This window comes from Marinobacter xiaoshiensis (genome assembly GCF_031631795.1).
In the GTDB taxonomy this organism is placed as follows: domain Bacteria; phylum Pseudomonadota; class Gammaproteobacteria; order Pseudomonadales; family Oleiphilaceae; genus Marinobacter; species Marinobacter xiaoshiensis.
In genome coordinates, this window is record NZ_JAVMBO010000017.1 from 1 (window position 1) to 20,597 (window position 20,597).

The 20,597-nt window shown below is 52.4% G+C and carries 25 protein-coding genes and 2 pseudogenes; 20 read left to right on the forward strand and 7 right to left on the reverse strand.

The genetic code is table 11. The features are described 5' to 3' along the window. Positions 1–116 precede the first annotated feature (116 nt). The 4 genes from RKA07_RS11850 to RKA07_RS11865 all read left to right on the forward strand — a co-directional run bounded on the left by RKA07_RS11850 (position 117) and on the right by RKA07_RS11865 (position 1,570). On the forward strand, positions 117–392 hold the full coding sequence (locus tag RKA07_RS11850; protein ID WP_310966400.1) for a hypothetical protein: 276 nt from the start codon (positions 117–119) through the stop codon (positions 390–392). 137 nt (positions 393–529) lie between these two features. Further along, positions 530–847, forward strand: coding sequence for a hypothetical protein (locus tag RKA07_RS11855; protein ID WP_435404619.1), 318 nt, complete (start codon positions 530–532; stop codon positions 845–847). Further along, positions 840–1,127, forward strand: a complete 288-nt coding sequence (locus tag RKA07_RS11860) for a helix-turn-helix domain-containing protein (RefSeq protein ID WP_200205372.1) — start codon at positions 840–842, stop codon at positions 1,125–1,127. Before RKA07_RS11855 ends, RKA07_RS11860 begins: the two co-directional genes overlap by 8 nt. A 119-nt stretch (positions 1,128–1,246) precedes the next feature. After that, on the forward strand, positions 1,247–1,570 hold the full coding sequence (locus RKA07_RS11865) for a hypothetical protein (protein WP_310966401.1): 324 nt from the start codon (positions 1,247–1,249) through the stop codon (positions 1,568–1,570). A gap of 430 nt (positions 1,571–2,000) precedes the next feature. Here the strand turns inward: RKA07_RS11865 and RKA07_RS11870 are convergent, their stop codons facing one another. Then, positions 2,001–2,954 (reverse strand): IS110 family RNA-guided transposase, encoded by a 954-nt coding sequence (locus RKA07_RS11870; RefSeq protein ID WP_310966402.1) that lies wholly within the window; start codon positions 2,952–2,954, stop codon positions 2,001–2,003. A 346-nt stretch (positions 2,955–3,300) separates the two neighbouring features. Between RKA07_RS11870 and RKA07_RS11875 the strand changes: the two genes are divergently transcribed. Both RKA07_RS11875 and RKA07_RS11880 read left to right on the forward strand, forming a co-directional pair. Next, complete coding sequence (locus RKA07_RS11875; RefSeq protein ID WP_200369919.1) at positions 3,301–3,573, forward strand: CopG family ribbon-helix-helix protein; 273 nt, start codon at positions 3,301–3,303, stop codon at positions 3,571–3,573. Beyond that, on the forward strand, positions 3,570–3,851 hold the full coding sequence (locus RKA07_RS11880; protein WP_200202456.1) for a type II toxin-antitoxin system RelE/ParE family toxin: 282 nt from the start codon (positions 3,570–3,572) through the stop codon (positions 3,849–3,851). Before RKA07_RS11875 ends, RKA07_RS11880 begins: the two co-directional genes overlap by 4 nt. 4 nt (positions 3,852–3,855) lie before the next feature. On the opposite strand, the gene RKA07_RS11885 is transcribed toward RKA07_RS11880, so the two are convergent. Next, positions 3,856–4,083 (reverse strand): hypothetical protein, encoded by a 228-nt coding sequence (locus RKA07_RS11885; RefSeq protein ID WP_227714787.1) that lies wholly within the window; start codon positions 4,081–4,083, stop codon positions 3,856–3,858. Here RKA07_RS11885 and RKA07_RS11890 point away from each other — a divergent pair. Beyond that, positions 4,039–4,365 carry a GFA family protein gene (locus tag RKA07_RS11890; RefSeq protein ID WP_310966739.1) on the forward strand — a complete coding sequence of 109 codons (327 nt, stop codon included), beginning with the start codon at positions 4,039–4,041 and terminating at the stop codon, positions 4,363–4,365. The two genes, RKA07_RS11885 and RKA07_RS11890, sit on opposite strands and share 45 nt — an antisense overlap. A 66-nt stretch (positions 4,366–4,431) precedes the next feature. Next, positions 4,432–4,770, forward strand: a complete 339-nt coding sequence (locus RKA07_RS11895; RefSeq protein ID WP_200369918.1) for a hypothetical protein — start codon at positions 4,432–4,434, stop codon at positions 4,768–4,770. Positions 4,771–5,063: 293 nt separating this feature from the next. On the opposite strand, the gene RKA07_RS11900 is transcribed toward RKA07_RS11895, so the two are convergent. Continuing rightward, entirely contained in the window at positions 5,064–5,240 is a 177-nt protein-coding gene (locus RKA07_RS11900; protein WP_200202453.1) for a hypothetical protein, read from the reverse strand. A 317-nt stretch (positions 5,241–5,557) separates the two neighbouring features. Here RKA07_RS11900 and RKA07_RS11905 point away from each other — a divergent pair, with 317 nt between their 5' ends. From RKA07_RS11905 to RKA07_RS17995, 4 genes and pseudogenes are all read left to right on the forward strand, one after another. Next, a complete protein-coding gene (locus RKA07_RS11905; protein ID WP_200369917.1) occupies positions 5,558–6,583 on the forward strand; it encodes a lipid A deacylase LpxR family protein in 1,026 nt (341 codons plus the stop codon). An 83-nt stretch (positions 6,584–6,666) separates the two neighbouring features. Continuing rightward, complete coding sequence (locus RKA07_RS11910; protein WP_310966740.1) at positions 6,667–7,596, forward strand: LysR family transcriptional regulator; 930 nt, start codon at positions 6,667–6,669, stop codon at positions 7,594–7,596. 45 nt (positions 7,597–7,641) lie between these two features. Then, positions 7,642–8,289 (forward strand): annotated as a pseudogene (locus RKA07_RS11915) (glutathione S-transferase); the annotation flags it as partial. A 321-nt stretch (positions 8,290–8,610) separates the two neighbouring features. Further along, a pseudogene (locus RKA07_RS17995) lies at positions 8,611–9,297 on the forward strand (M14 family metallopeptidase); the annotation flags it as partial. A 14-nt stretch (positions 9,298–9,311) separates the two neighbouring features. Here the strand turns inward: RKA07_RS17995 and RKA07_RS11920 are convergent. Further along, on the reverse strand, positions 9,312–9,827 hold the full coding sequence (locus tag RKA07_RS11920) for a shikimate kinase (protein WP_200202451.1): 516 nt from the start codon (positions 9,825–9,827) through the stop codon (positions 9,312–9,314). A gap of 430 nt (positions 9,828–10,257) precedes the next feature. Here RKA07_RS11920 and RKA07_RS11925 point away from each other — a divergent pair, with 430 nt between their 5' ends. The 3 genes from RKA07_RS11925 to RKA07_RS11935 all read left to right on the forward strand — a co-directional run bounded on the left by RKA07_RS11925 (position 10,258) and on the right by RKA07_RS11935 (position 12,151). Continuing rightward, complete coding sequence (locus RKA07_RS11925; RefSeq protein WP_227714739.1) at positions 10,258–11,169, forward strand: lysophospholipid acyltransferase family protein; 912 nt, start codon at positions 10,258–10,260, stop codon at positions 11,167–11,169. Positions 11,170–11,308: 139 nt separating this feature from the next. After that, complete coding sequence (locus RKA07_RS11930; protein WP_200202449.1) at positions 11,309–11,899, forward strand: HdeD family acid-resistance protein; 591 nt, start codon at positions 11,309–11,311, stop codon at positions 11,897–11,899. 51 nt (positions 11,900–11,950) lie between these two features. Next, positions 11,951–12,151 (forward strand): hypothetical protein, encoded by a 201-nt coding sequence (locus RKA07_RS11935; protein ID WP_200202448.1) that lies wholly within the window; start codon positions 11,951–11,953, stop codon positions 12,149–12,151. Between the two features lie 11 nt (positions 12,152–12,162). On the opposite strand, the gene RKA07_RS11940 is transcribed toward RKA07_RS11935, so the two are convergent. Continuing rightward, complete coding sequence (locus RKA07_RS11940) at positions 12,163–13,329, reverse strand: AI-2E family transporter (RefSeq protein WP_310966403.1); 1,167 nt, start codon at positions 13,327–13,329, stop codon at positions 12,163–12,165. Positions 13,330–13,530: 201 nt separating this feature from the next. Here RKA07_RS11940 and RKA07_RS11945 point away from each other — a divergent pair, with 201 nt between their 5' ends. The 4 genes from RKA07_RS11945 to ahpC all read left to right on the forward strand — a co-directional run bounded on the left by RKA07_RS11945 (position 13,531) and on the right by ahpC (position 17,092). Continuing rightward, a complete protein-coding gene (locus RKA07_RS11945; RefSeq protein ID WP_200202447.1) occupies positions 13,531–14,541 on the forward strand; it encodes a DctP family TRAP transporter solute-binding subunit in 1,011 nt (336 codons plus the stop codon). Between the two features lie 62 nt (positions 14,542–14,603). After that, a complete protein-coding gene (locus RKA07_RS11950; protein ID WP_200369913.1) occupies positions 14,604–15,098 on the forward strand; it encodes a TRAP transporter small permease in 495 nt (164 codons plus the stop codon). After that, a complete protein-coding gene (locus tag RKA07_RS11955) occupies positions 15,088–16,392 on the forward strand; it encodes a TRAP transporter large permease (RefSeq protein ID WP_200369912.1) in 1,305 nt (434 codons plus the stop codon). The genes RKA07_RS11950 and RKA07_RS11955 overlap by 11 nt, the downstream gene beginning before the upstream one ends. A 136-nt stretch (positions 16,393–16,528) precedes the next feature. Then, on the forward strand, positions 16,529–17,092 hold the full coding sequence (gene ahpC, locus RKA07_RS11960; protein WP_310966404.1) for an alkyl hydroperoxide reductase subunit C: 564 nt from the start codon (positions 16,529–16,531) through the stop codon (positions 17,090–17,092). 109 nt (positions 17,093–17,201) lie between these two features. Here the strand turns inward: ahpC and RKA07_RS11965 are convergent, their stop codons facing one another. Further along, positions 17,202–17,933 (reverse strand): DUF3581 domain-containing protein, encoded by a 732-nt coding sequence (locus RKA07_RS11965; RefSeq protein WP_200369910.1) that lies wholly within the window; start codon positions 17,931–17,933, stop codon positions 17,202–17,204. Positions 17,934–18,230: 297 nt separating this feature from the next. Between RKA07_RS11965 and ahpF the strand changes: the two genes are divergently transcribed. Continuing rightward, positions 18,231–19,796, forward strand: a complete 1,566-nt coding sequence (gene ahpF / locus RKA07_RS11970; RefSeq protein WP_310966405.1) for an alkyl hydroperoxide reductase subunit F — start codon at positions 18,231–18,233, stop codon at positions 19,794–19,796. Positions 19,797–19,889: 93 nt separating this feature from the next. Here the strand turns inward: ahpF and RKA07_RS11975 are convergent, their stop codons facing one another. Next, positions 19,890–20,558 (reverse strand): transglutaminase-like domain-containing protein, encoded by a 669-nt coding sequence (locus tag RKA07_RS11975; RefSeq protein WP_200202441.1) that lies wholly within the window; start codon positions 20,556–20,558, stop codon positions 19,890–19,892. Positions 20,559–20,597 lie beyond the last annotated feature (39 nt).

The window sequence follows — 20,597 nt, forward strand, 5'->3', positions numbered from 1 at the left end:
AGTAGGTGGAATGCGCTTAACCAATGCAGGCACGGCGACGCCCATTACATTGCGCCTTCGGCTCCATTCCATGGGCGCGCATGCTGCAGGCGTTATACACAAGGAAGTAATCGATCATGGCAGGGAATCGTGGCCAAGGTGGCCCAATTGAATCAAGGTTGATTAGCCTTTTCGCATCACTGTTCTTCTCGATCCCAACTGCAGCGTTCGTGTGGTTCTGGGTAAATTTAGAACTGGCCGTCTATTGGGATGGTTTTCTCAGCAGTAGTTACCTGGTCACCAGCATCATTGTCTTTGCTGTGTTGGCGTTGCTGCTTCCGCAATTTTTTCCATCTATTCTCGGGGGGGTCTGGCACGCTGTTGCCAAAGTTTGGCGCTGGTGGGGCTGGTAACCTTATGTATAACCAGTAGTTGTAGTACGTTCCGGGCCTACGGCCCTACACCGGACGCCCTTGTCAGGGCGCCGCTAAACAAAAGCGTTACACCTCGCTAACCTAATCTTGAGATTTGTACGGCATTGCCGTATATTTTGGCTATGCTATTCATTGAAACCTCAACATTCACCAAGTTGTTGCCGAGCTACCTCACGGACGAAGAATATCGTGGGCTCCAAACATACCTTTTGCAGAAGCCTGATGCAGGCGATCTCATCAAAGGGTCTGGTGGTGTTCGGAAGGTTCGCTGGGCGCCAGTCGGATCAGGCAAGAGTGGCGGCATTCGAGCAATTTATTATTGGAAGAAGTCTGACCACGAAGTATGGATGCTGACGTTGTACAATAAATCTGAGCGTGCCTCGATTCCTGGGCACATGCTCAAGCAGATAGCGGAGGCCATCAAAAATGAGTGATAGAAATCTTGGTGCGGAAATCCTTGCTGGGCTTGATGAAATCAAACAGTTCAAAAAGGGCAATCTGGCGCTGCGAACTCAAGAGTTGTCTGAGCCCTCAGCGCCGCAGGTTATTCGGCTGAAACTAAAAATGTCTCAGTCTGCCTTTGCGGGTCTCATGGGGGTCAGTGTGCGCACTCTACAGGATTGGGAGCAAGGGCGTAGAGAACCACAAGGCCCAGCAGTTGCACTGTTGCGCATCGCAGAACAACATCCGGAAGTTTTTAGCCAACTGCACTGAGTAAGTCGCAAGGTGTAACCAGACGGTCAACCGGACGCCAAAAGCGTGCCGCTTTTGGTTCCCTCCGCTGCGCTCCGGCGCCGGTTACCTAAGCGTTATGACTACTAAGGAGAGGTAAGTTGGGTTTAGTTCTGAAATTAGCAATACTGATCTACTGCATTCGCCATGTAATGAACACCGCTCGTCCGGGGCAGACAGCAGCAATTTACGCAGGTTCCTTTCTGGTCGTCGGTTTGGTGCTCGCTGTCATAGATGGGTTCTCGGCTCTGGTAGGCATGAGTCTCGGCATCACCCTCGTTTACGACCTGTTAACTGGATTCATTTTTTTCTGGCTCATTGACCGATACCACGGTAATTCGCTCGCGTTTTACACCATCATTATCTTGGGCATCGCGGCCAGCCTTGGGATTAAATTTCTTATCGTCTTCGGGCTACAGTCATAACCAGTAGTTGTAGTACGTTCCGGGCCGAAGGCCCTACACCGGACGCCTACTACGCTGCGCTCCGTAGTCGCCGCTAAACAAAAGCGTTAAGCGTTGAATATGAAACGAGATCGGCTCACGTTTGAAGGCGCATGCAATCGAGAATGCGGGTTGAGGTTCGTGAATTGTGGCGGACCAACGGCTTCTGGTCTTGAGGGTTATGCGTGTGAAAACTGTCTTGAGCATTTAGTCAGCGAAACCGAGACAAGCGACGGTTCAGTTTCGGAACGGTGTAGCTACTGTGGCAAGAGCCCAGCTTATAAGTCTACTGATCAATATTGGGTTTGTCGGTCGTGCGCCCTCAGAGCTCTGGCGGCTGCAAGAGATTGGTACAAGTGGAAGAAGTAGGTGGAATGCGCTTAACCAGTGACTGTGGTGTCAATCCCATATATTAAGCCATATTTTGACGCCACGGTTCCTGATTTTTAACCATGGTATTGAGCACCACAATCATCTTTCGCATGCAGGCAATCAGAGCGACCTTGGGGACCTTCCCTTGGGCTTTCAGATGCTCGTAGAAGCGTTTAAAAACCGGATTGCACTGGATGGATGAAAGCATGGCCATGAACATTACTGTGCGAATCCTGTGACGCCCTCCTCGTATTCTTCGCTTGCCATTGAGTTTGCCGCTGTCTCGATTGATGGGAGCCACACCAACCAGAGCCGCAATCTCTTTTCGGTTAAGTGAGCCGAGTTCTGGCAGTTCGCTGAGCAAGGTGTAGGTGAGGACTTTACCAACGCCTGGAACACTGGTCAGAATTTCCGATTTGATACGCCAGTGATCAACCTTGGCCACCTCCTGCTCGATCTGCTTGGTGATAGTTTCAATCTGACTCTGAAGCATTTTGAGCAGACTTTTGATGGAACGATGAAGTGTTTTTGGAAGGATTTGAAGGCGATTTTTCTCCATGGTAGACATTTCCAGGAGTTGGCCTCTCCTTGTTAATAAGTCTTTAATTTTCTGAGATGTTTTATCCGGAATCGGTTTGAATTCGGGCTTTAGCGTAGCCGCATATTTGGCGATGACCTGTGCATCAATCCGATCGGTTTTGGCAAGCACACCGATGGCTTGAGCGTACCGCCTGACACTGGTGGGATTGACGACAATAGTCGGAAGGCCAGCCTGATCACAGGCTTGAACCAGGGCATGCTCATAACGCCCTGTGGCTTCGACCACGATGCGTTCTATGGAGTAGCCTTTGAGGATTTTCACGAATCGCCGGATATGCGCCTCGCTGTTGGGGATCGAATAAAACTCTCCGGAGGGATGAAGGGCGATATCAAGATTGGCCTTGCCAACGTCGACACCGATATTGACGGGTATTTGGATTTTTGAAGTGTTCATAATAAGCTGACTCTGCCTTGCTATACGGGCTCGAGGCCCCGATGACTGTTCGAGTTATCGCTTTAGAGTCATGCAGCGCTACGCACTGGTTACCGGTCTCTCGAAAGAGGAACCTTACAGGCATCGAGCTACTGCACGAAGGCCCCCAGTTGCAGCTGGGGGTGGGTCTCAACTTTACCCATACACGGCAGAAATTATCCATACAATGCAGGCACGGCGACGCCCATTACATTGCGCCTTCGGCTCCATTCCATGGGCGCGCATGCTGCAGGCGTTAAATCTTTTTGGCGCACCTTTGTCGACTATGATGTAATACATTGTAGTCATCAAATTTGAGGGTCCAGCCATGAGCGTCACTACAGTTCGCCTTCAGGCAGAAGTTGAGAAAAATCTTGATGCGATCGCCAGTAGGCTCCACCGGAGCAAAGGTTGGGTGATCAATCAGGCATTGTCGGAGTACATAGCAAAGCAACAGCTTGAACAAGAGCGTTGGAAGCAAACGCTGGAGGCAATGGAATCTGCAGCCCAAGGTAAGGTGGTTGATGCCAGCGAAGTTCATAGCTGGCTCAATAGTTGGGGAACTGAAAACGAGCAGGATGCACCGAGGTCGGGTAAGTGAAACTGGTTTATACGGACGAAGCCATTGAAGATTTGAAGCGCCTCAGGGAATTTATCGCCATCCACAATCCGTCAGCAGCTGCCAGGATAGCCACTGAACTGGTTGGTAGGATCGAGTTGCTACCAGGTTTCTCCAAAATCGGCACACCAGTTGAAATGGCTCCGGTACCTGACTCTGTCCGAGATATGGTTTTCGGCAAGTACGTCGTTCGATATTCGGTTCATACCAGCGCCATCATTATTCTTCGGGTATGGCATGGCTTGGAAGGTGAACGATAGCAATTTAACCAAGCGCGACACTCAGATGCCTTAGCCTCCGCTTCGCTGCGTCAAAGTCACCGGTGCGCTCGGCGTTGTGTGTATTTCTCCACTGGCCATAGAAGGGATTCAGATGACTCATCATTTCGGTTCTTGTCTGTGCGGCACCGCTAGCTTTGAGGTAACAGGGGGCTTCGATTGCTTTTACCTGTGCCATTGCAAGCATTGCCAAAAAGATACGGGTTCGGCTCATGCAGCAAATCTATTCTCGCAGTCAGCTAAATTGGTCTGGCGGACAGGTGCAGATGCTGTGACCTCGTATACGCTTCCAGGCACTCGTCATAACAAAAGCTTTTGTAAGTTGTGTGGCTCAGCATTGCCCAGCACCCAGACCCCTGGCTTGCTTGTTGTTCCCGCAGGGTGCTTGGACAGTGAAATCTCTATGGCGCCGACAGCGCATATTTTTTCATCCAGCAAAGCTGTTTGGGATGAGGCGTTAGGGGAGGTGCCAGCGTTCGAGGGGCTGCCAGCTTGACCTACCATCACACGAAAGAAGCTAAGGAATAGGCAAGAAAGCTAAAAAAGTTACAAGAGAAAGCGGATGGATTTAACTATATACAAAGATCTATTAACCGAACTCCGCTTAGCTGCAGGAAGGTTTGAAGGCCCAACCGAAGCAGATAGTGAAGCACTGGAAGAAGACTTTTCAGAGATCCTGGAATCTATCGATATTAATAAATGGAGTACCAATATTGACGGAACAGTGAAGTCTATTGATGCTCTATTGCGTGAGCTGGCCGAGGCTAACCGTAATTTAGACAAACAAAAATGTATTGAATCCCTCTCCATGATCAGGGTGGCGCTTTCTGATATAGAAAGCTCGTTTTCAAATACTCTTGATAGTATGGAAAAGTTAGTATTATCAATACGAGATGCATAACAAGACCATTCAGCATCATTTTGCACTCTCTCGTCAGCCTTGCGCTCTAAAAAATTCCATGAAAGGGTTTAAACATGAACTTAAGGCTTACCGGCAGCATTGGGACATTTTTTCTCGTCGTCTTGGGGCTGATGTATAACGTTGGCCAATTCAGCGTTGCAGATTTCTTTATATTCCTTGGCCTTGGGACTGTTGCTGGCTTAATCGCATGGTTTAAGCTGTTTAAGCCAAACCCCCATCGGCAAGGCCGATAAAAGCATAACCATGCGCCTCGCCACCAACATTCAGAACAATCAGCCAAGCTTTTCTTTCTGTACTTCACCGCGAATGACTATCTGGCCGCTGTAAGGTGAAGGCTTGGCCTCCTCCATGTCGGTCTGGTCTGATTTACGGTCAGCCAGGCTGGCATTTGCGGGCAGAGCGGCCACGGCAAACAGGGAGGCGAGTGTAATAAGTGCAAATTTACGCATGTCTGTATCTCCAGAGTAAGTAGGTTTGAACAGTTCGCTGAATCTCCGGGTGTTCCGGGATCAGATGCAGCGAAGTATGCGGCTCTGGAGCAAGCTTGAATAATTGGCAGACGGTATAGGCTACATCACTCAGAATGATGTGTTGGCTGAATTAACGGGTTTTTTAGTGGCAGATAATGAGCTTTATTATACGAATTAATGCTTATATATAACTATGGGTGATGTACTGAATACGATGCTTTGATTAGTCCTGTTCCTGCAGTTTCATAAAAATACAAGCCAACTTGGTTCCGATTCATCACTTCTCGGAGTTGGCTATGCGCTTTCAACACATCACACCTCTTTTGGCTGCCGCCGCTTTTTCGTTCTCAGCTCCGGCACAATCTGCTGACTCTTTGTTGGCGGTGTCTTCCGATAACGATCTTTTTGCTCCGACCCAAACCGACCGGGACTACACCGCCGGGCTGGCGGTCACCTACTCGTCAAATTCCCGGGACTTTCTCAACAACCCGGCAGCTCGGGTGAGCCAGAGCCTGGATAAGCTCGTGCTTCCTCATAGTGATGCACAGGTTGAAAAGCCAGAGAGTCAGTCCCTGGAGTTTGGTGCCTATGGTTTTACGCCAGAGGAAATCAAGGCGTCAGCGGTTGATAGGAACGACCGTCCATACAGCAGCCTTGTGTATTTGTCTTCCAGCCAGAGCTATCGGGCGGCTGCCGGCAACACAGGCTGGACAACCTCGCTTACGGTGGGAATGCTCGGATTGGATGTGTTCAAGTCCGCTCAGAACGCGGTTCACAAAGTAGTAGGCAGCGACCGGGCGAACGGTTGGGAGCATCAGATTTCAAACGGCGGTGAGCCTACCTTCCGTTATTCTGCCGCTTACCATCAGTACCTGGATGCGAGCGTGCCAGACCGTCAGCTCAAGGTGACCTATTTCGGCTCGGTGGGTTACTTAACGGAGTTTGGTGCCGCGCTGGTGTTCCGAAGTGGCCTGATCTCGTCGCCGGATAATCGATTCAACCCGGAGCTGATGGCGTATGGCGAGCGTGCACCGGGGGTGGCGGCTCACGGCGGGCGGGAAAATTACTTCTGGGGAGGCCTATCGGTCAAAGCCCGTGCCTATAACGCTTTTTTGCAAGGGCAGTTCCGGGACTCAGAGCATGAGCTGAGCGCCAGCGACCTCAATGTGCTGCTGGCGGAAGTCTGGGCGGGATACACCCACAGTTTTGTGGCAGGCACCGAACTGAGTTACGTGTTGCGCGTGCAAAGCTCGGAAATCAAACAGGGTACCGGCGACCGTACCCTGGCCTGGGGTGGCCTGGTGTTCAGCAAGCGTTTGTAATGCAGAAATCAATGCCCGTAAGTGATTGCGGTGAAGCCACGCGCAGGCCAGACTTACCGGATACGGATTGCCGGGAAGCCAGAATGCGAACGCAAGAGCTGCAACTGCTGTACATTTTTGATGCCATAATGACTGAGCGTTCGATCACCCGGGCGGCAGAACGGCTGGCCATGACCCAGCCTGCGGTGTCTAACGCGGTATCCAGAATGCGCCAGATCTGGAACGACCCACTGTTTGTTCGCAAAGGCCGCAACATAGAGCCAACTTCTTATGCGCTTAGCCTTTGGGACCAGGTGAGTGAGCCTATGTACACGCTCACTAACGCGGTTAGCGCCACCCAGTTTGATCCGGCCAGCTCAAAGCGTACTTTTCGCATAGCCGTCACCGATGTGATTACAGAAATGATCTGGCGACAGTTGATTCAGATGTTAGAGCAGGAGGCGCCGGGGGTTGATCTGCATGCGGTACCCTACACTATGGAGCGCACCCACCAGGATTTACGTGAGGCCCATGTTGATCTGGCCATAGGCATGCTCAGTCATCATGACCACAGCCTGCGTAGCACCTGGCTGTTAGAGAGTGGTTATGCTCTGGCGATGCGGGATGATCATCCGTTGGCGGGTCGGCCGATCACTCTGGAGGAGTTCACCAGCGCACGGCATTTGTTGGTGAGCATGTCGGGCGATGCTCACGGTTTTGTTGATAGCTATCTTGATCAGAAGGGGCTTGGCCGGCGTATAGCGGCCACGGTAAACCACTTTTCCATTGTGCCTCAGTTGCTCAGGGAGTCTGACCTGATTGCGGCCGTGCCACAGCTGATTACTCAGGATTGCGGCTTTCTGGACGGCCTGTGGCTGGGCGAGCTGCCATTTCCAGTGGACCCGACCAGCCTTTACCTCATCTGGCACAACCGCCACGACCGTGACCCGGGCATTGTGTGGTTGCGGGGACACCTTGAAACACTGATGCAGGCACGCGGGCAGGAAATTATGGCCCAAGCACCTTGCGGCTGAGCCACTTGGCCAGCCAAATCCTTGATCGCTGCGAATTCCTCTATAATGTGTGCCCTGGTCCATTCAGCCTGGAGGCACACTATCACCGTTTTATTGCACCGCTTGTACTCCTTCCGACGTTGCCCTTACGCCATGCGTGCCCGCCTCGGAATCCTGTTTGCCGAGATGAAGGTGGAGCTGCGCGAGATAGTGCTAAAAAACAAGCCGGCGCAGATGCTGGCTATCAGCCCTAAAGGTACGGTTCCCGTTCTGGAGCTGGCAGCAGATGGCAGCTCTGCCCGGCCGGTTATCGAGGAGAGTCGGGAAATACTCGAGTGGGCACTGCAGCAGAATGATCCGCAGTGCTTGCTAAGCACCGATTTGGAGAGTGCTAACGCCCTGATCGATCGCAACGACAACGAATTCAAACATTGGTTAGACCGCTATAAATACGCCGATCGCCACCCGGAATTGAGCCAGCTGGAATACCGGCAGCAGGGCGAGGTGTTTTTGCAGGCGTTAGAGAAGTTATTGGCCCAAAATAGCTATCTGCTTGGGGATGGCATCAGCATCGCAGATGTTGGCATCATGCCCTTTGTACGCCAGTTCGCCCATGTAGACCGGGACGTTTTTTACAGTCTGCCTTATCCGAATCTGCAGCAATGGCTGAAAGGCTGGCTGGAGCACCCGGTATTCCTGCAGGCCATGGTCAAGTTTCAGCCCTGGCAGGAAGGCGATGAGTTGGTGATATTTCCAAGCGACACCCCAAAGGAGGATAAGCGTAAGATGAACACAGCCCCTGAATCCTATCCCATCGGAACCCCCGGCACGCCCTGGGGCGAACAAGAACGCGCCGAGTGGTTGTCCCGGCAGAGCCATCAACGCAGCTATGAAGCCGAGGTGCTGAGTGCGATCGAAGGCCTGCGCTCTCGCTTCGATGTGGAAGAGTATGGTCGACTGGACTATGGCTCTGAGAGTTACCCCCTGATGGCGATCCGAAGCCGCGACTGGAGTGACGGTTTGCCAGTTGTCCTGATTACCGGCGGGGTGCATGGCTATGAGACCAGCGGTGTGCATGGCGCGCTGCAGTTTGTGGATCAACACGGAGAAGATTACGCGGGCCGCATCAACTTGCTGGTCGCCCCTTGTGTTAGCCCCTGGGCTTACGAGCGCATTCATCGCTGGAACGCAGATGCCATCGACCCGAACCGCTCCTTCCATCAAAACAGCGCAGCAGGGGAGTCGGCAGCACTTATGCAGCTGATAGAGCCTATCCGCGACCGTGTGGTACTGCACATGGATCTGCACGAGACGACCGATACCGACGAAAGCGAGTTTCGCCCTGCGTTGGCAGCCCGGGATGGCAAACCATTCGAGCCGGGTGAGATTCCCGATGGCTTCTATCTGGTGGATGACAGCGAGAACCCTCAGTCAGAATTCCAGCAAGCGCTGATCAAGGCGGTGGAGCAGGTTACCCATATTGCTCCGGCTGATGCCAAAGGCGAGATCTTCGGTTCACCAGTGGTTGCCCGGGGTGTTATTCAGTATCCGCTTACACAGCTGGGATTGTGCGCCAGTATTACTAGTGCTCCCTACAAAACCACCACCGAAGTCTATCCCGACAGCGCCAGCGTGACCCCTGAGCAATGCAATGCCGCGCAGGTTGCAGCGGTGTGTGCGGGGATTGATTACGCGCTGGCTTCCAGCGGTCTCAAGTCGTAAGTACGCTATGAAGTTTAAGAATGCGGTTGTTTATGAAGGGCGGGTAAGTCGCGCTGAATCTCAGCAGTGACCTTGAGTAATTCTTCCAAAACCTGGTTCTGGCTTTTATGCTCGCCTTGAATAATCACATCTGCGTAGCGGGTATATAGCTCGTACCGCTCGGCAAACAAGTCTTCCAGGGATTGGTCCGGGCGCTTTGAAATACCTCTCAGGCTGAAGTCGCCGATGCGTTGACGCACCGCAGTGAGAGAAATATCGAGGAATACAACAATACTGTTTTGCTTGAGGTGCCGCATTGCGCGGTCGCTGTATACGGCGCTGCCGCCGGTTGCTATTACCTGGCCAGTCACATCCAGGCTGCACAACACCTGCTCTTCGATGCGGCGCAAGGCCTGGTAGCCTTCGCCATCAACAATGGCCTGTAACGTACTGCCAGTCTGTGATTGGATCAAAAGATCCGTATCCACAAACCCCAATGCGGCAGCCTTGGCCAAAAGAACGCCCAGGGTGCTTTTGCCCGAGCCGGGCATTCCTATCAAGACAACATTATTCAGCGGCGAAAGCACAGTAACCTTACCAGTAAAAAGGTTGGCGGCTTGAAGGTAAACACACTGGGGTTGACCCCAAGCCTGCTGGGTTAATTCCCTAGAACATTTGTTTCATTTTTCTTGGATTTTTTGGCCGCTTTCTTTTCCTTTGCAGTTAAAAGCGGTTTCTTCTTGGTGTCCTTTTTCTTGTCTTGTCCTTTACTCATGACATATACCTCAATAATCGATGCACTGAAGTTCAATGCAAGCTGCTATGCAGCGATATCAGTATGGCCTCTATGCTGAACAACGGAAAGGAGTTGTTATGAGTAAATAGTGGAGAAACCAATTAATTCGTAGTCTCACCTATGTTGTATGGGCGAACTGTGTCAGGCTCATCGGCCGAATATGCAGGCAAGGAAGTATGGCCCGAATGACCAAGAAAAAGAGTTCCGCCCTTTGGCATCCACGATTTTGGCCCTCGTGGGCGATCGTATTCGTGCTGTACCTGCTGTCTTTGTTGCCCATGGCATCCAAGCAACGCTTTGGCGCGCGCCTGGGTCGGTTTCTGAGCCGCAAACTTAAATCCCGGGCTCGGGTCGCTAACCGGAATCTCGAGGTCTGTTTTCCTGAACTGGATGAGACCGACCGCAAACAGCTGGTGGAAGATAATTTTGTAGCATGCACCCGCGGCTTTCTGGAAAGCACTCATGCATGGTGGCGGGATATGTCTCCCTGTTATGGAAAAACTGAGGTGCAGGGATTGGAGCATCTCAGGGAAGCCCAGGAAAAGGGCAAAGGCGTGCTACTGATCGGTGGTCACTACAGCATTTTTGATTTCGCGTTACCGCTTGTTTCCTGCCACTTGAACAACCCGGGTTATGTATACCGGCCTAATAATAATCCGGTTATTGACCGTATGATCGAAAAGGGCCGTCGTCGTCATTTCGGTATTCGCCCGTTTACAAAGCGCGAGTTGCGGCCAATGGTGACGTTCCTGAAGAAGGGAGGCGAAGTCTGGTTTGCCTGTGACCAGGATTTCGGCAACAAAACCGAGCTGTATGTGCCCTTTTTTGGAGTGGAAACCGGGTGCATTACATCCCCGAGCTATATTGCCAAGGTTTCCGGTGCCTCGGTTATTTGCGTAAGCCACCTTCGGATGCCTGATGGAAGCTACCGCGTGGTGTTCTCGCCAATACAGGAGGGTTTTGGGGTCGATAGCCGCAAGGATACGGAAGTCTGGAACCGATATATTGAAGACACTATTCGCAAACTGCCTGATCAGTACCTGTGGTTGCACAAGCGCTTTAAATCCCGCCCCGAGGGCGTGAGTAAAGTTTATTGAGTAGTGACCAGATAACAACGTGAGCCCCATGTCTGTATGCGAGTGACAAAGGTTTGAATATGCTGTTAGCTTAGCATGATAATAGATGTATTAGCTTTGTTCCGGGTTTGCAGTGTCAATAAACAGGCTGGAGAAGAATATGTCGCAATCAGGCGGTAGTGTTTACACCAAAAGCCAACTCATGGTTGTGCAGGGTGTTGTCGGAGATTTGAGCAAGCACTGGGGGTGGCTCCTGGCGCTGGGTATTTTATTTATAGTGCTGGGAACCGTTGCTCTGGGAATGAGTGTTGCCGTAACGGTTGCAACAGTGCTCTTTTTTGGTGTGCTGCTGGCGATTGGTGGTGTTTTCCAGATTATTGAGGCGTTTAAATGCCGGGGCTGGAAAAGTATTCTGATGCACGTTCTGATAGCGCTGCTCTACATAGTTGCCGGCGTTAGTATGATAACCGAGCCAGTGGCTGGCTCCCTGGTGCTCACGGCGTTACTGGGTGGCGTTTTTGTTGCGACCGGTCTTTTGCGGATTGTAATGGGCTACCACTTGAAGGGCACTGGTCTGCGCTGGGGTTGGATGGTATTCGCTGGCGTTGTCTCGCTGGTCCTGGGCGGCATGATTTTCTTTCAGTGGCCCATGTCCGCGCTCTGGGTGATCGGCCTGCTGATTGCCATTGAAATGATCTTCCACGGCTGGGCGTATGTAATGATCGCCCTGGCACTGAAAACCGTTCGGTAAAGCCGGTGCGCTGTCCGGCTTGTTTCTGAACGGATTACAGAGGGTGCGAGAATGTCACCGGTTTTCCTGAAAATAGCTGGTTTGCTCGCAATTGGTATGGCTGTATTCGGGCTGCTTACTGGTAAGGTGCCAGCCGGAACCAGAGGTTTTAAAACCAATTACTACCACCGAAACGAAAACCCCTTTCTGTTTTATGGTTTTATCGTCATTTACCTGGTTATCGGAATGGCTGTACTCGTTAATTCCGGCTAATACCCGGCGCTTTACTTACCCAGCAACTCTCCCACCGGGCGCAGGTTTACCACGTGATCACACAGGGATTTTATGATCATTAATATGGGGGTGGCGATGATCAGCCCTACAGGGCCCCAAAGCCAACCCCAGAACAGAAGCCCGATGAAAATCACTACCGGGTTGAGGCTCGAAACCTGGCTGGTTAACCAGGGTGTTAACAAGTACCCCTGAATGCTGGTGATGGCCAAAGAAATAGCCGCCACAATGATGGCAGTATTAACCTCGCCAAACTGGATAAAGGCGGCAATACCGGTGCCCACAAATACCAGAAAAGGCCCCAGGTAGGGCACGGCACTGGCAACACCCGCAACCACGCCCCAGAGCATGGCCTGTTCTACCCCCAGGGCTACGAAAGCCAGCCAGGTCAGTACGCCCACAAACAGCGCGCCAAGCAGCATCACGAAGAGAAAACGTCGTACCTGGTGGTGAAAATCATTCATGATTCGCGCGGCCTTGCGCATTCGTCCAAACGAAGGCCCGGAGATTTTGACGATCTTGCGCTTGTACAGGGGACCCACCGCCAGAATGAAATACACCAGTAACAGTACGGAGAAAAACTGGGAAACCATGACCAGTGCAGCAGGTGAGTTCCGCAGAACGTACTCTTCAACATCCATGGGTTGATCCACCACCCGCACGGGTGTGATGCCCTGATGTGCCGGGTGGTCGTCGCTTTGCCCCTGTGCAGCAGACTCTTCAATTTTCTTCGCTGCCGCCTGGGCCTTGTCAATGAGGCCCTCCTCTTGCTTTGGAGACCGGGCCTCGTTACGTTGAAAGTCACTAATGGCCACGGGGACTTTATCCAGTATGGCCATGGCTTCACGTTGCAGGGGAATGCTTGCAGCCGCGATAACGCTCAATAGTGAAACCAGAATGATAGCGGCACTGAGTGGCCTGGGAATTCTGAGACGGTCGAGAGCTGAAACTAGGGTGTCCAGGGCGTAACTGATCAGCACAGCCACCGTCAGTGGCAGCAGCACGGCCTGGGCCCAGCTAATAAAAAAGAGTGAGGCGATGCTGGTGAGCACAACCAGCGATATGCTGCGAATGTTTACGGCCTCAATCAGTGCCTTCGCAGGTATTTCGTTGATGTCGGCATTACCCGGGCTGAACTTACTCTGTTCGTCGCGTGCCATAGTGTCCATTGAGAGAGTTGTCAGTTTTAGATTCCACTAAGTGTAGACTGCTGCAGCGGCGCGCGAGCAAAAGCAACAGAGTTGTAATAGAACGCTTTTGTTTTGCGTCGCGATAACACCCCCTCTTATAATCCTCGCTACTGTGATGTGATCGGCATCTCACCTTGAGCTCTCCCTTGCAAATAAAAAAAGGAATACAAAATGTTGAAATTTGGCTCTTTGATGGCTGTTGCTGCAGCGACTTTGTTGCTCAGCTCTGCGGCGAACGCTCAATACAAAGATGAGTACACGGTCTCTACGGTTTTGCCGTCGGCGTTTCCTTGGGGGCAGGCTGCCGATAAATGGGTTGAGCTGGTAAAAGAGCGCTCGGAAGGGCGCATCAACATGAAGATTTACAGCAACTCCCAGTTGGTGTCTGGTGACCAGACCAAAGAGTTTTCAGCGATGCGTTCCGGGCTGATTGATATGGCCGTGGGTTCAACCATCAACTGGTCGCCTCAGGTGCCCGAATTGAACCTCTTCTCTCTTCCGTTCCTCATGCCGGACAACGCCGCCATCGATGCCATTACTCAGGGTGAGGCGGGCAAAGCGGTATTCAAAGCCATTGAAAAGCGTGGTGTAACGCCTTTGGCCTGGGGTGAGAATGGTTTCCGGGAGCTGTCCAACTCAAAGCTTGCCATTAGTGAACCCTCCGATCTGGAAGGCCTGAAAATTCGGGTTGTAGGCTCGCCGCTGTTTCAGGATACCTTTACAGCCCTGGGTGCCAACCCTACCCAAATGAGCTGGGCAGACGCCAAGCCGGCACTGACCACGGGTGCTGTAGACGGCCAGGAAAACCCACTCTCCGTGTTTGATGTGGCGCGAATTGATCAGGTAGGGCAGGAGCACCTTACGCTGTGGCACTACATGGCCGACCCGCTGGTGTTTGCTGTTAGCAACCGTGTGTGGGCCCAGTTCAGTGCAGAAGACCAGGCGCTGCTGAAGCAGGCGGCGGTGGACGCAGGTCAGTGGGAAATTGAAAAATCCCGCGCTGAGCTGGCGGATACACTGCAAGCCATCAAGGATCGCGGAGTGACGGTTACCGAGCTGACCCGGGAACAGCACGATGCATTTGTGAACGCCACACTGTCTGTTTATAAAAAGTGGACACCGCGCATTGGTGAAGACCTGGTAAAACAGGCTCAAGCGGCCGTAGCCAACCGTAAACAGTAATAGCCTGTGGTTTCAGCGCTCGCCTGTGCGTGGCGAGTGCTGATACCGGAACCGGAGTATTCATGCCGTCCCGACCCCCGAAGTTCCGACCGGAAGCCTGGTTGGCATCCGTTGCCCTGATTACCATTTGCCTGATCAGTCTTGGGAATGTGGTTGTCCGTTACACCACAGATGCCTCCTTTGCGTTCACCGAGGAGTTTTCGGTGTTTCTGCTGGTTTTGCTCACCTTCGGTGGAGCTGCGGTTGCGGCTCGCAACAATCAGCACATTCGCATTGAATTGGTGGAGCACTATTTGCCGCCTGCCGCGTTAAAAGGGCTTTTTGTTCTGCAATGGCTTGCGGGTGTTGCCGTTATGGGCGTTACCACCTGGTACGGAAGTATTTTTGCGATGCAGGAATACGACTGGGAGTCCTTGTCGCCGGGATTGGGCCTACCAAACTGGATTTATGTTATCTGGTTGCCTGTGTTATCGGCTGCAATCATTATTCGCATGACCCAAAACCTCATTGATCGTCTTCGCGGAAAAAAAGACCCGGAGGTGATTCATGAGTCCTGATATTTTGATGATCGGCAGCTTTCTGCTGGCACTGCTTCTGGGTGTCCCGGTTGCTATAGCTCTGGGTTTGGGCGGATTGGTGGGCATAGTATCTGGCTTGTCTCCGGATATGCTTGCCACCTTCGGCACCAATACCTACAACAGCGTGGCAAAGTACCCGCTGATCGCGATCCCCCTGTTTATTCTTACCGGTCTTATTTTCGAGCGTGCGGGTGTGGCTGCCAGCCTGGTGCGCTTTGCCCAGGCCATAATAGGACCCCGGCATGGCAGCCTTACGGTTGTGGCGGTGCTGGTGTGCCTGATTATGGGGGGTATGAGCGGCTCCGGGCCTGCAGATGCGGCGGCGGTGGCCATGGTTATGTTGCCCAGTATGCGCAAAGCGGGTTATCCACAACCGTTTTCGGCCGCACTTATTGCTGCCTCGTCGTCTACGGCGATACTGATTCCACCATCCATAGCCCTGATTCTGTACTCCATTGTGGTACCGGGCGTGGACCTGCGTGCCCTGTTTGCCGCCGGGTTGTTTCCCGGCATTCTGGCGGGCTTGTCTCTGCTGGTGCCTGCCCTCTACCTTGCCCGAAAATTCGGTTGGGAAAACCCCGAAGAATCTGAGCGCCCGCCTTTCTGGCCCAGCTTCAAAGCGGCGCTGCCGGCACTGTTTGCCCCTGTTATTATTCTGGGCGGCTTGCGCTCCGGCTTGTTCACGCCCACTGAAGCCGCTGTGGTAGCGGTAACCTATGGCGTAATTGTAGGCACCCTTGTTTACCGGAACCTGAGCTTCCGTAACCTGTTTGATCTGATGACTGATGCTGCGGTGACATCCGGTGTGGTTATGCTGATCATAGCGCTGGCGGGTATTTTCGCCTGGGCAGGGACAACGCTGGGTACCTTCCAGCATCTGGCCGATGCACTTTTGTCGCTCTCTGATAATGGCTGGGTATTGCTGGGGCTGGTCATGGTGCTGGTGTTAATTGCCGGTATGTTGCTGGATGCCATATCGATCTATCTGATTCTTATCCCCATCGTACTGCCTTTGATGAATCACTTTGGCTGGAACCCGGTATGGTTTGGCATTCTGCTGGCCATGAACATCGCCATTGGCCAGTTTACGCCGCCGGTAGCGGTTAACCTGATGGTTACAACACGTATTGCTAATATTCGCCTGGAACATACCATTGGGTGGGCGTTAGTGTTTATAGCCGCTATGAGCGTAAGCCTGTTGCTGGTCATGCTGATTCCTGGCATCGCGCTCTGGCTTCCTGAACAGCTTGGCTATGTAGTTGGCCCTTGGTAAGGACCAGGTAGTTCGGGATTATAGTTAAATGCTATCGTCGGGTTGAATTTAATCAATTTCACTTAAGTTGGCGTATTGATTAATATTAGTAGTGTAAATAAATCAACACGCAAACGAACCAACAGGAGAGTTATCCATGGGCGTGATTAACAGCGAAATCAAACCGTTTAACGCAACCGCCTTCAAACAGGGCGAGTTTGTAGAAATTTCTGAAGCAGACGTGAAAGGCAAGTGGGCGATCTTCTTCTTCTACCCAGCCGACTTCACATTCGTTTGCCCGACTGAACTGGGCGACGTTGCAGATCACTACGAAGAGCTGCAGAAGATGGGCGTTGAAGTATTCTCTGTGTCTACCGATACGCACTTCACCCACAAAGCATGGCACGACAGCTCTGAGACCATCGGCAAGATCAACTACTTCATGGTTGGCGACCAGACCGGCACAATCACCAACAACTTTGGTGTAATGCGTGAAGGTCAGGGCCTTGCAGATCGCGCTACCTTCCTGATCGACCCGGATGGAATCATTCAGGCGATGGAAATCACTGCAGAAGGTATTGGCCGCGATGCGGGCGATCTGATGCGTAAAGTGAAGGCAGCTCAGTATGTACGCAACCACCCAGGCGAAGTATGCCCGGCCAAGTGGAAGGAAGGCGAAGCTACACTGTCTCCTTCTTTGGATCTGGTTGGTAAGATCTAAGCAGCCCTTTAACCGGGACGCGAACAGTTCAGGGTCTGTCAGGGCCTGTAACTGATAGAAAACCCCGGGTCTCCCGGGGTTTTCTGTATCTGCGGCGTATGAATTAGCTTTAGCTTTCTACCGTATCAACGCCGTACTGGGAGCCGCGGGCTTTCAGTCGATAGAATTCCTCAATGACACCCGCCATGGCATCTGGGCAATAGGGGCGAAGGCCCCCTAAAACAAGGCGCTTGGATACTTCACCTACTGGTTTGCCATCGGAGTTCAGCCGGTACTCAAGGGTGACATTCCCGCGTTTTCCGCTGTCTTCCAAATCAGCGTTATGCAGTTCCAGTTCGGGTGATGATGCATCCAGGCTATCCAGAGCAAGGCTCATGCTTTCGTACATCACCATGGGGCGATCCGGGTTGAACATCACACCCTTCGATTCCATCAGTGGTTTGAGCGTGTGAGGAAAGTTTTTACCGGAGGCTGCCACGTAGCAGCGGATAAACTCCTCAATAACCTGCTCATCCCTGGTTGTTTCGCCGCTGCGGGTGACTTCCATATAGACCTTGCCATTCTGGTCACACACTTCGATGGTTTCATCACCGATTTCCCGGAATTCCAGGGGCACACCGTCACCAAGCAGGGCACGGAAGTGAAAGGTCATGGATCGGGACAGGCCGAAACGCGACACCACTACGGCAAAAAGCAGATCTCCGGGAACGCAGAACCGGCGCGCATCGGGATCGTGGATCGGGTTGAAATCTTCGGCCACCTCTTTGGCAAACTGGCTGGCCTGAGATGCGGAGATGTGTACGCGTCCGTCCTGAATTGTATAAAAGCGGTCTGGAAACATGTGCTCTTGGTCCTGAGTGCAATGGGTAACGCCACAACGTCTTGGAGCATGGTACCGGGGTCTGGCGCGTATGGGTATGCGCTATTTGTCCATTGGCCTTGGCAGAAACGCTATCAGGCGTTTTTGAGTGCGTTTCAAGATAATCAGTCAATAGTATTCTGCTATCAATCAGTTTGGGTCAATTGATTTGAGCATTTTGTTGCCAGGCCGTATCGTTATGTCATACCCCAAACAAAGCGTACTTCGAACTCTAAATCCGAAGTATCAGTTGAAAGATTTCAAAAGGAGAATTCCTATATGTTGGATGCAAATATCAAGCAGCAACTGCAAGCCTACCTGGAAAAACTGCAGCAGCCGATTGAGCTGGTAGCAGCATACGATGATGGTGCCAAATCACAGGAGTTACGGGAACTTCTGGAAGAAATAGAGACTATGTCCGAGAAGATCAGCCTGCGCACGGACGAGTCGAATGACGTACGTCGTCCGTCCTTTGCCATCAATCGCGTGGGCACCGAAATGGGTGTCCGGTTTGCGGGCATTCCCATGGGCCATGAGTTTACCTCGCTGGTTCTGGCTTTGTTACAGGTCGGTGGCCACCCATCCAAGGCTTCTCAGGATGTGATTGAGCAGGTTCAGCAGCTGGATGGCGAGTTTGAGTTTGAAACCTACTTCTCGCTGTCGTGCCAGAACTGTCCTGATGTGGTTCAGGCTCTGAACCTGATGAGCGTTCTCAACCCGAATATTCGCCACACGTCTATTGACGGCGCCCTTTTTCAGGACGAAGTGGAAAAGCGTGAGGTTATGTCGGTACCCAGCGTTTACCTGAACGGTAAGCCATGGGGCCAGGGGCGTATGACCCTGGAAGAGATTGTCGCAAAGCTGGATACCAAATCGGACGAGCGTGAAGCTGAGAAGATCAACGAGAAAGACACCTTTGAAGTACTGGTGATTGGTGGTGGCCCCGCTGGTTCAGCCGCTGCTATTTACGCCGCTCGTAAGGGTATCTCCACTGGCATCGCGGCGGAGCGCTTTGGTGGCCAGGTGGCAGACACCATGAGCATCGAAAACCTGATTTCTGTGCCTTACACCGAAGGCCCGAAGCTGGTTGCGGCTATGGAGCAGCACGTTAAAGAGTACGACGTGGATATCATGAACATGCAGGTGGCGGAGAAGCTGATTCCGGCAGCCAAGCGTGGTGAGCCCCATGAGGTTCGTCTGGCCAATGGTGCATCGCTCAAGGCTCGCACCGTTGTGCTGTCTACCGGTGCGCGCTGGCGTCAGCTGGGTGTTCCCGGTGAAGACGAATACCGCAACAAGGGTGTGGCCTACTGCCCGCACTGTGATGGCCCCCTGTTCAAGGGCAAGCACGTTGCAGTGATTGGTGGTGGTAACTCAGGCGTGGAAGCCGCTATCGACCTGGCTGGCCTGGTTGGCCATGTAACACTGATCGAGTTTGGCGATGAAATGCGCGCAGACGAAGTGTTGCAGAAGAAGCTGCGCAGCCTGAAGAACGTGGACATCATTACCTCTGGCCAGACTACTGAAGTGGTTGGTGAGAATGGCAGGGTAAGCGGCTTGAACTACACAGACCGCAAGACAGGTGAAAATCACCATGTAGCACTTGAAGGTGTGTTCGTTCAGATTGGCTTGGTGCCAAACACTGAGTGGCTGAAAGGCGACATTGAGCTGAGCCAGCACGGCGAGATCATCATTAACGACCGCAATGAAACCTCGATTCCGGGTGTGTTTGCGGCAGGTGATGCCACCACAGTGCCCTACAAGCAGATTGTGATATCCATGGGCGAAGGCTCAAAAGCAGCACTGAGTGCTTTTGATTTCCTGATCCGCAACTCTGTGGAATAAGAGGGAAGCTATAGCCGGGGTCTATGCCCCGGCTATAGTCTGACAAGCTCTGTAAACGGCATTCGCTTTGATAGGCGAGTGCCGTTTTGCATTTCAGTTCCCTGAAATATCCTGCACCAGGCTGCCTTCGATGGCATCTGGCGCTTTACCATCCGGAAACAGGTGTCCGTAAGCGGCTTTTATTCCAGACAGAATGAATTCGTGGGGAACATCGTCGAAAACGCCATGATCGTTCACGTATTCCATGTGGGCTTCGCCGGCTTCGGTGTATTCCTGGAAAATCGAGTCGTTAACACCATCAAATTCCAGAGGCTCAACCTTCATCAGCTCGCACAGGCGTTTATCGAAAGCCGGGGTGGCTTTTATCCATTTGCCGTTGAGGTACAGCTCGATAAATCCGTGCATGCGGAAAATATCCGAGCGCAGCCATTCAATGAGTTTTGGGCTTGATAGGTGATTACGCACATCGGCAAGGCCCAGGCGGCTTGGTATACCAACGGATCGCGTAGCGGCGCCGAGCAATACTGCTTTGGGAATGCAGTAGCTTTCAGCTGTTTTCAAAGCATGGCTGGCACTGAAGGTTTCGGGCTCCGGGCGAAAAACGTAAGGGTTGTAGCTTACGCTGTCCCGAACGGCGAGATACAGGGCTTTCGCTTGCTCTACCTTGTCGTCAGGTACGCCTTCCAATTGGGTGGCAATCCAGGCCTTCAGTTCGGGCTGGTTGTAATCGAAATACTCTGTGGGCTGGAGGTAGCGTTCCATTGTTGTTGTCTATCCAGTTGGGTAACAGGTCTCCGATCA

Bases quoted from the DNA above. Each gene is read 5' to 3' on its own strand.
- RKA07_RS11850 (WP_310966400.1), top strand. From the start codon at position 117: ATGGCAGGGAATCGTGGCCAAGGTGGCCCAATTGAATCAAGGTTGATT.
- RKA07_RS11860 (WP_200205372.1), top strand. From the start codon at position 840: ATGAGTGATAGAAATCTTGGTGCGGAAATCCTTGCTGGGCTTGATGAA.
- RKA07_RS11870 (WP_310966402.1), bottom strand. From the start codon at position 2,954: ATGAACACTTCAAAAATCCAAATACCCGTCAATATCGGTGTCGACGTT.
- RKA07_RS11875 (WP_200369919.1), top strand. From the start codon at position 3,301: ATGAGCGTCACTACAGTTCGCCTTCAGGCAGAAGTTGAGAAAAATCTT.
- RKA07_RS11885 (WP_227714787.1), bottom strand. From the start codon at position 4,083: ATGAGCCGAACCCGTATCTTTTTGGCAATGCTTGCAATGGCACAGGTA.
- RKA07_RS11895 (WP_200369918.1), top strand. From the start codon at position 4,432: ATGGATTTAACTATATACAAAGATCTATTAACCGAACTCCGCTTAGCT.
- RKA07_RS11900 (WP_200202453.1), bottom strand. From the start codon at position 5,240: ATGCGTAAATTTGCACTTATTACACTCGCCTCCCTGTTTGCCGTGGCC.
- RKA07_RS11905 (WP_200369917.1), top strand. From the start codon at position 5,558: ATGCGCTTTCAACACATCACACCTCTTTTGGCTGCCGCCGCTTTTTCG.
- RKA07_RS11910 (WP_310966740.1), top strand. From the start codon at position 6,667: ATGCGAACGCAAGAGCTGCAACTGCTGTACATTTTTGATGCCATAATG.
- RKA07_RS11920 (WP_200202451.1), bottom strand. From the start codon at position 9,827: ATGCCCGGCTCGGGCAAAAGCACCCTGGGCGTTCTTTTGGCCAAGGCT.
- RKA07_RS11925 (WP_227714739.1), top strand. From the start codon at position 10,258: ATGACCAAGAAAAAGAGTTCCGCCCTTTGGCATCCACGATTTTGGCCC.
- RKA07_RS11930 (WP_200202449.1), top strand. From the start codon at position 11,309: ATGTCGCAATCAGGCGGTAGTGTTTACACCAAAAGCCAACTCATGGTT.
- RKA07_RS11935 (WP_200202448.1), top strand. From the start codon at position 11,951: ATGTCACCGGTTTTCCTGAAAATAGCTGGTTTGCTCGCAATTGGTATG.
- RKA07_RS11940 (WP_310966403.1), bottom strand. From the start codon at position 13,329: ATGGCACGCGACGAACAGAGTAAGTTCAGCCCGGGTAATGCCGACATC.
- RKA07_RS11945 (WP_200202447.1), top strand. From the start codon at position 13,531: ATGTTGAAATTTGGCTCTTTGATGGCTGTTGCTGCAGCGACTTTGTTG.
- RKA07_RS11950 (WP_200369913.1), top strand. From the start codon at position 14,604: ATGCCGTCCCGACCCCCGAAGTTCCGACCGGAAGCCTGGTTGGCATCC.
- RKA07_RS11955 (WP_200369912.1), top strand. From the start codon at position 15,088: ATGAGTCCTGATATTTTGATGATCGGCAGCTTTCTGCTGGCACTGCTT.
- ahpC (WP_310966404.1), top strand. From the start codon at position 16,529: ATGGGCGTGATTAACAGCGAAATCAAACCGTTTAACGCAACCGCCTTC.
- RKA07_RS11965 (WP_200369910.1), bottom strand. From the start codon at position 17,933: ATGTTTCCAGACCGCTTTTATACAATTCAGGACGGACGCGTACACATC.
- ahpF (WP_310966405.1), top strand. From the start codon at position 18,231: ATGTTGGATGCAAATATCAAGCAGCAACTGCAAGCCTACCTGGAAAAA.
- RKA07_RS11975 (WP_200202441.1), bottom strand. From the start codon at position 20,558: ATGGAACGCTACCTCCAGCCCACAGAGTATTTCGATTACAACCAGCCC.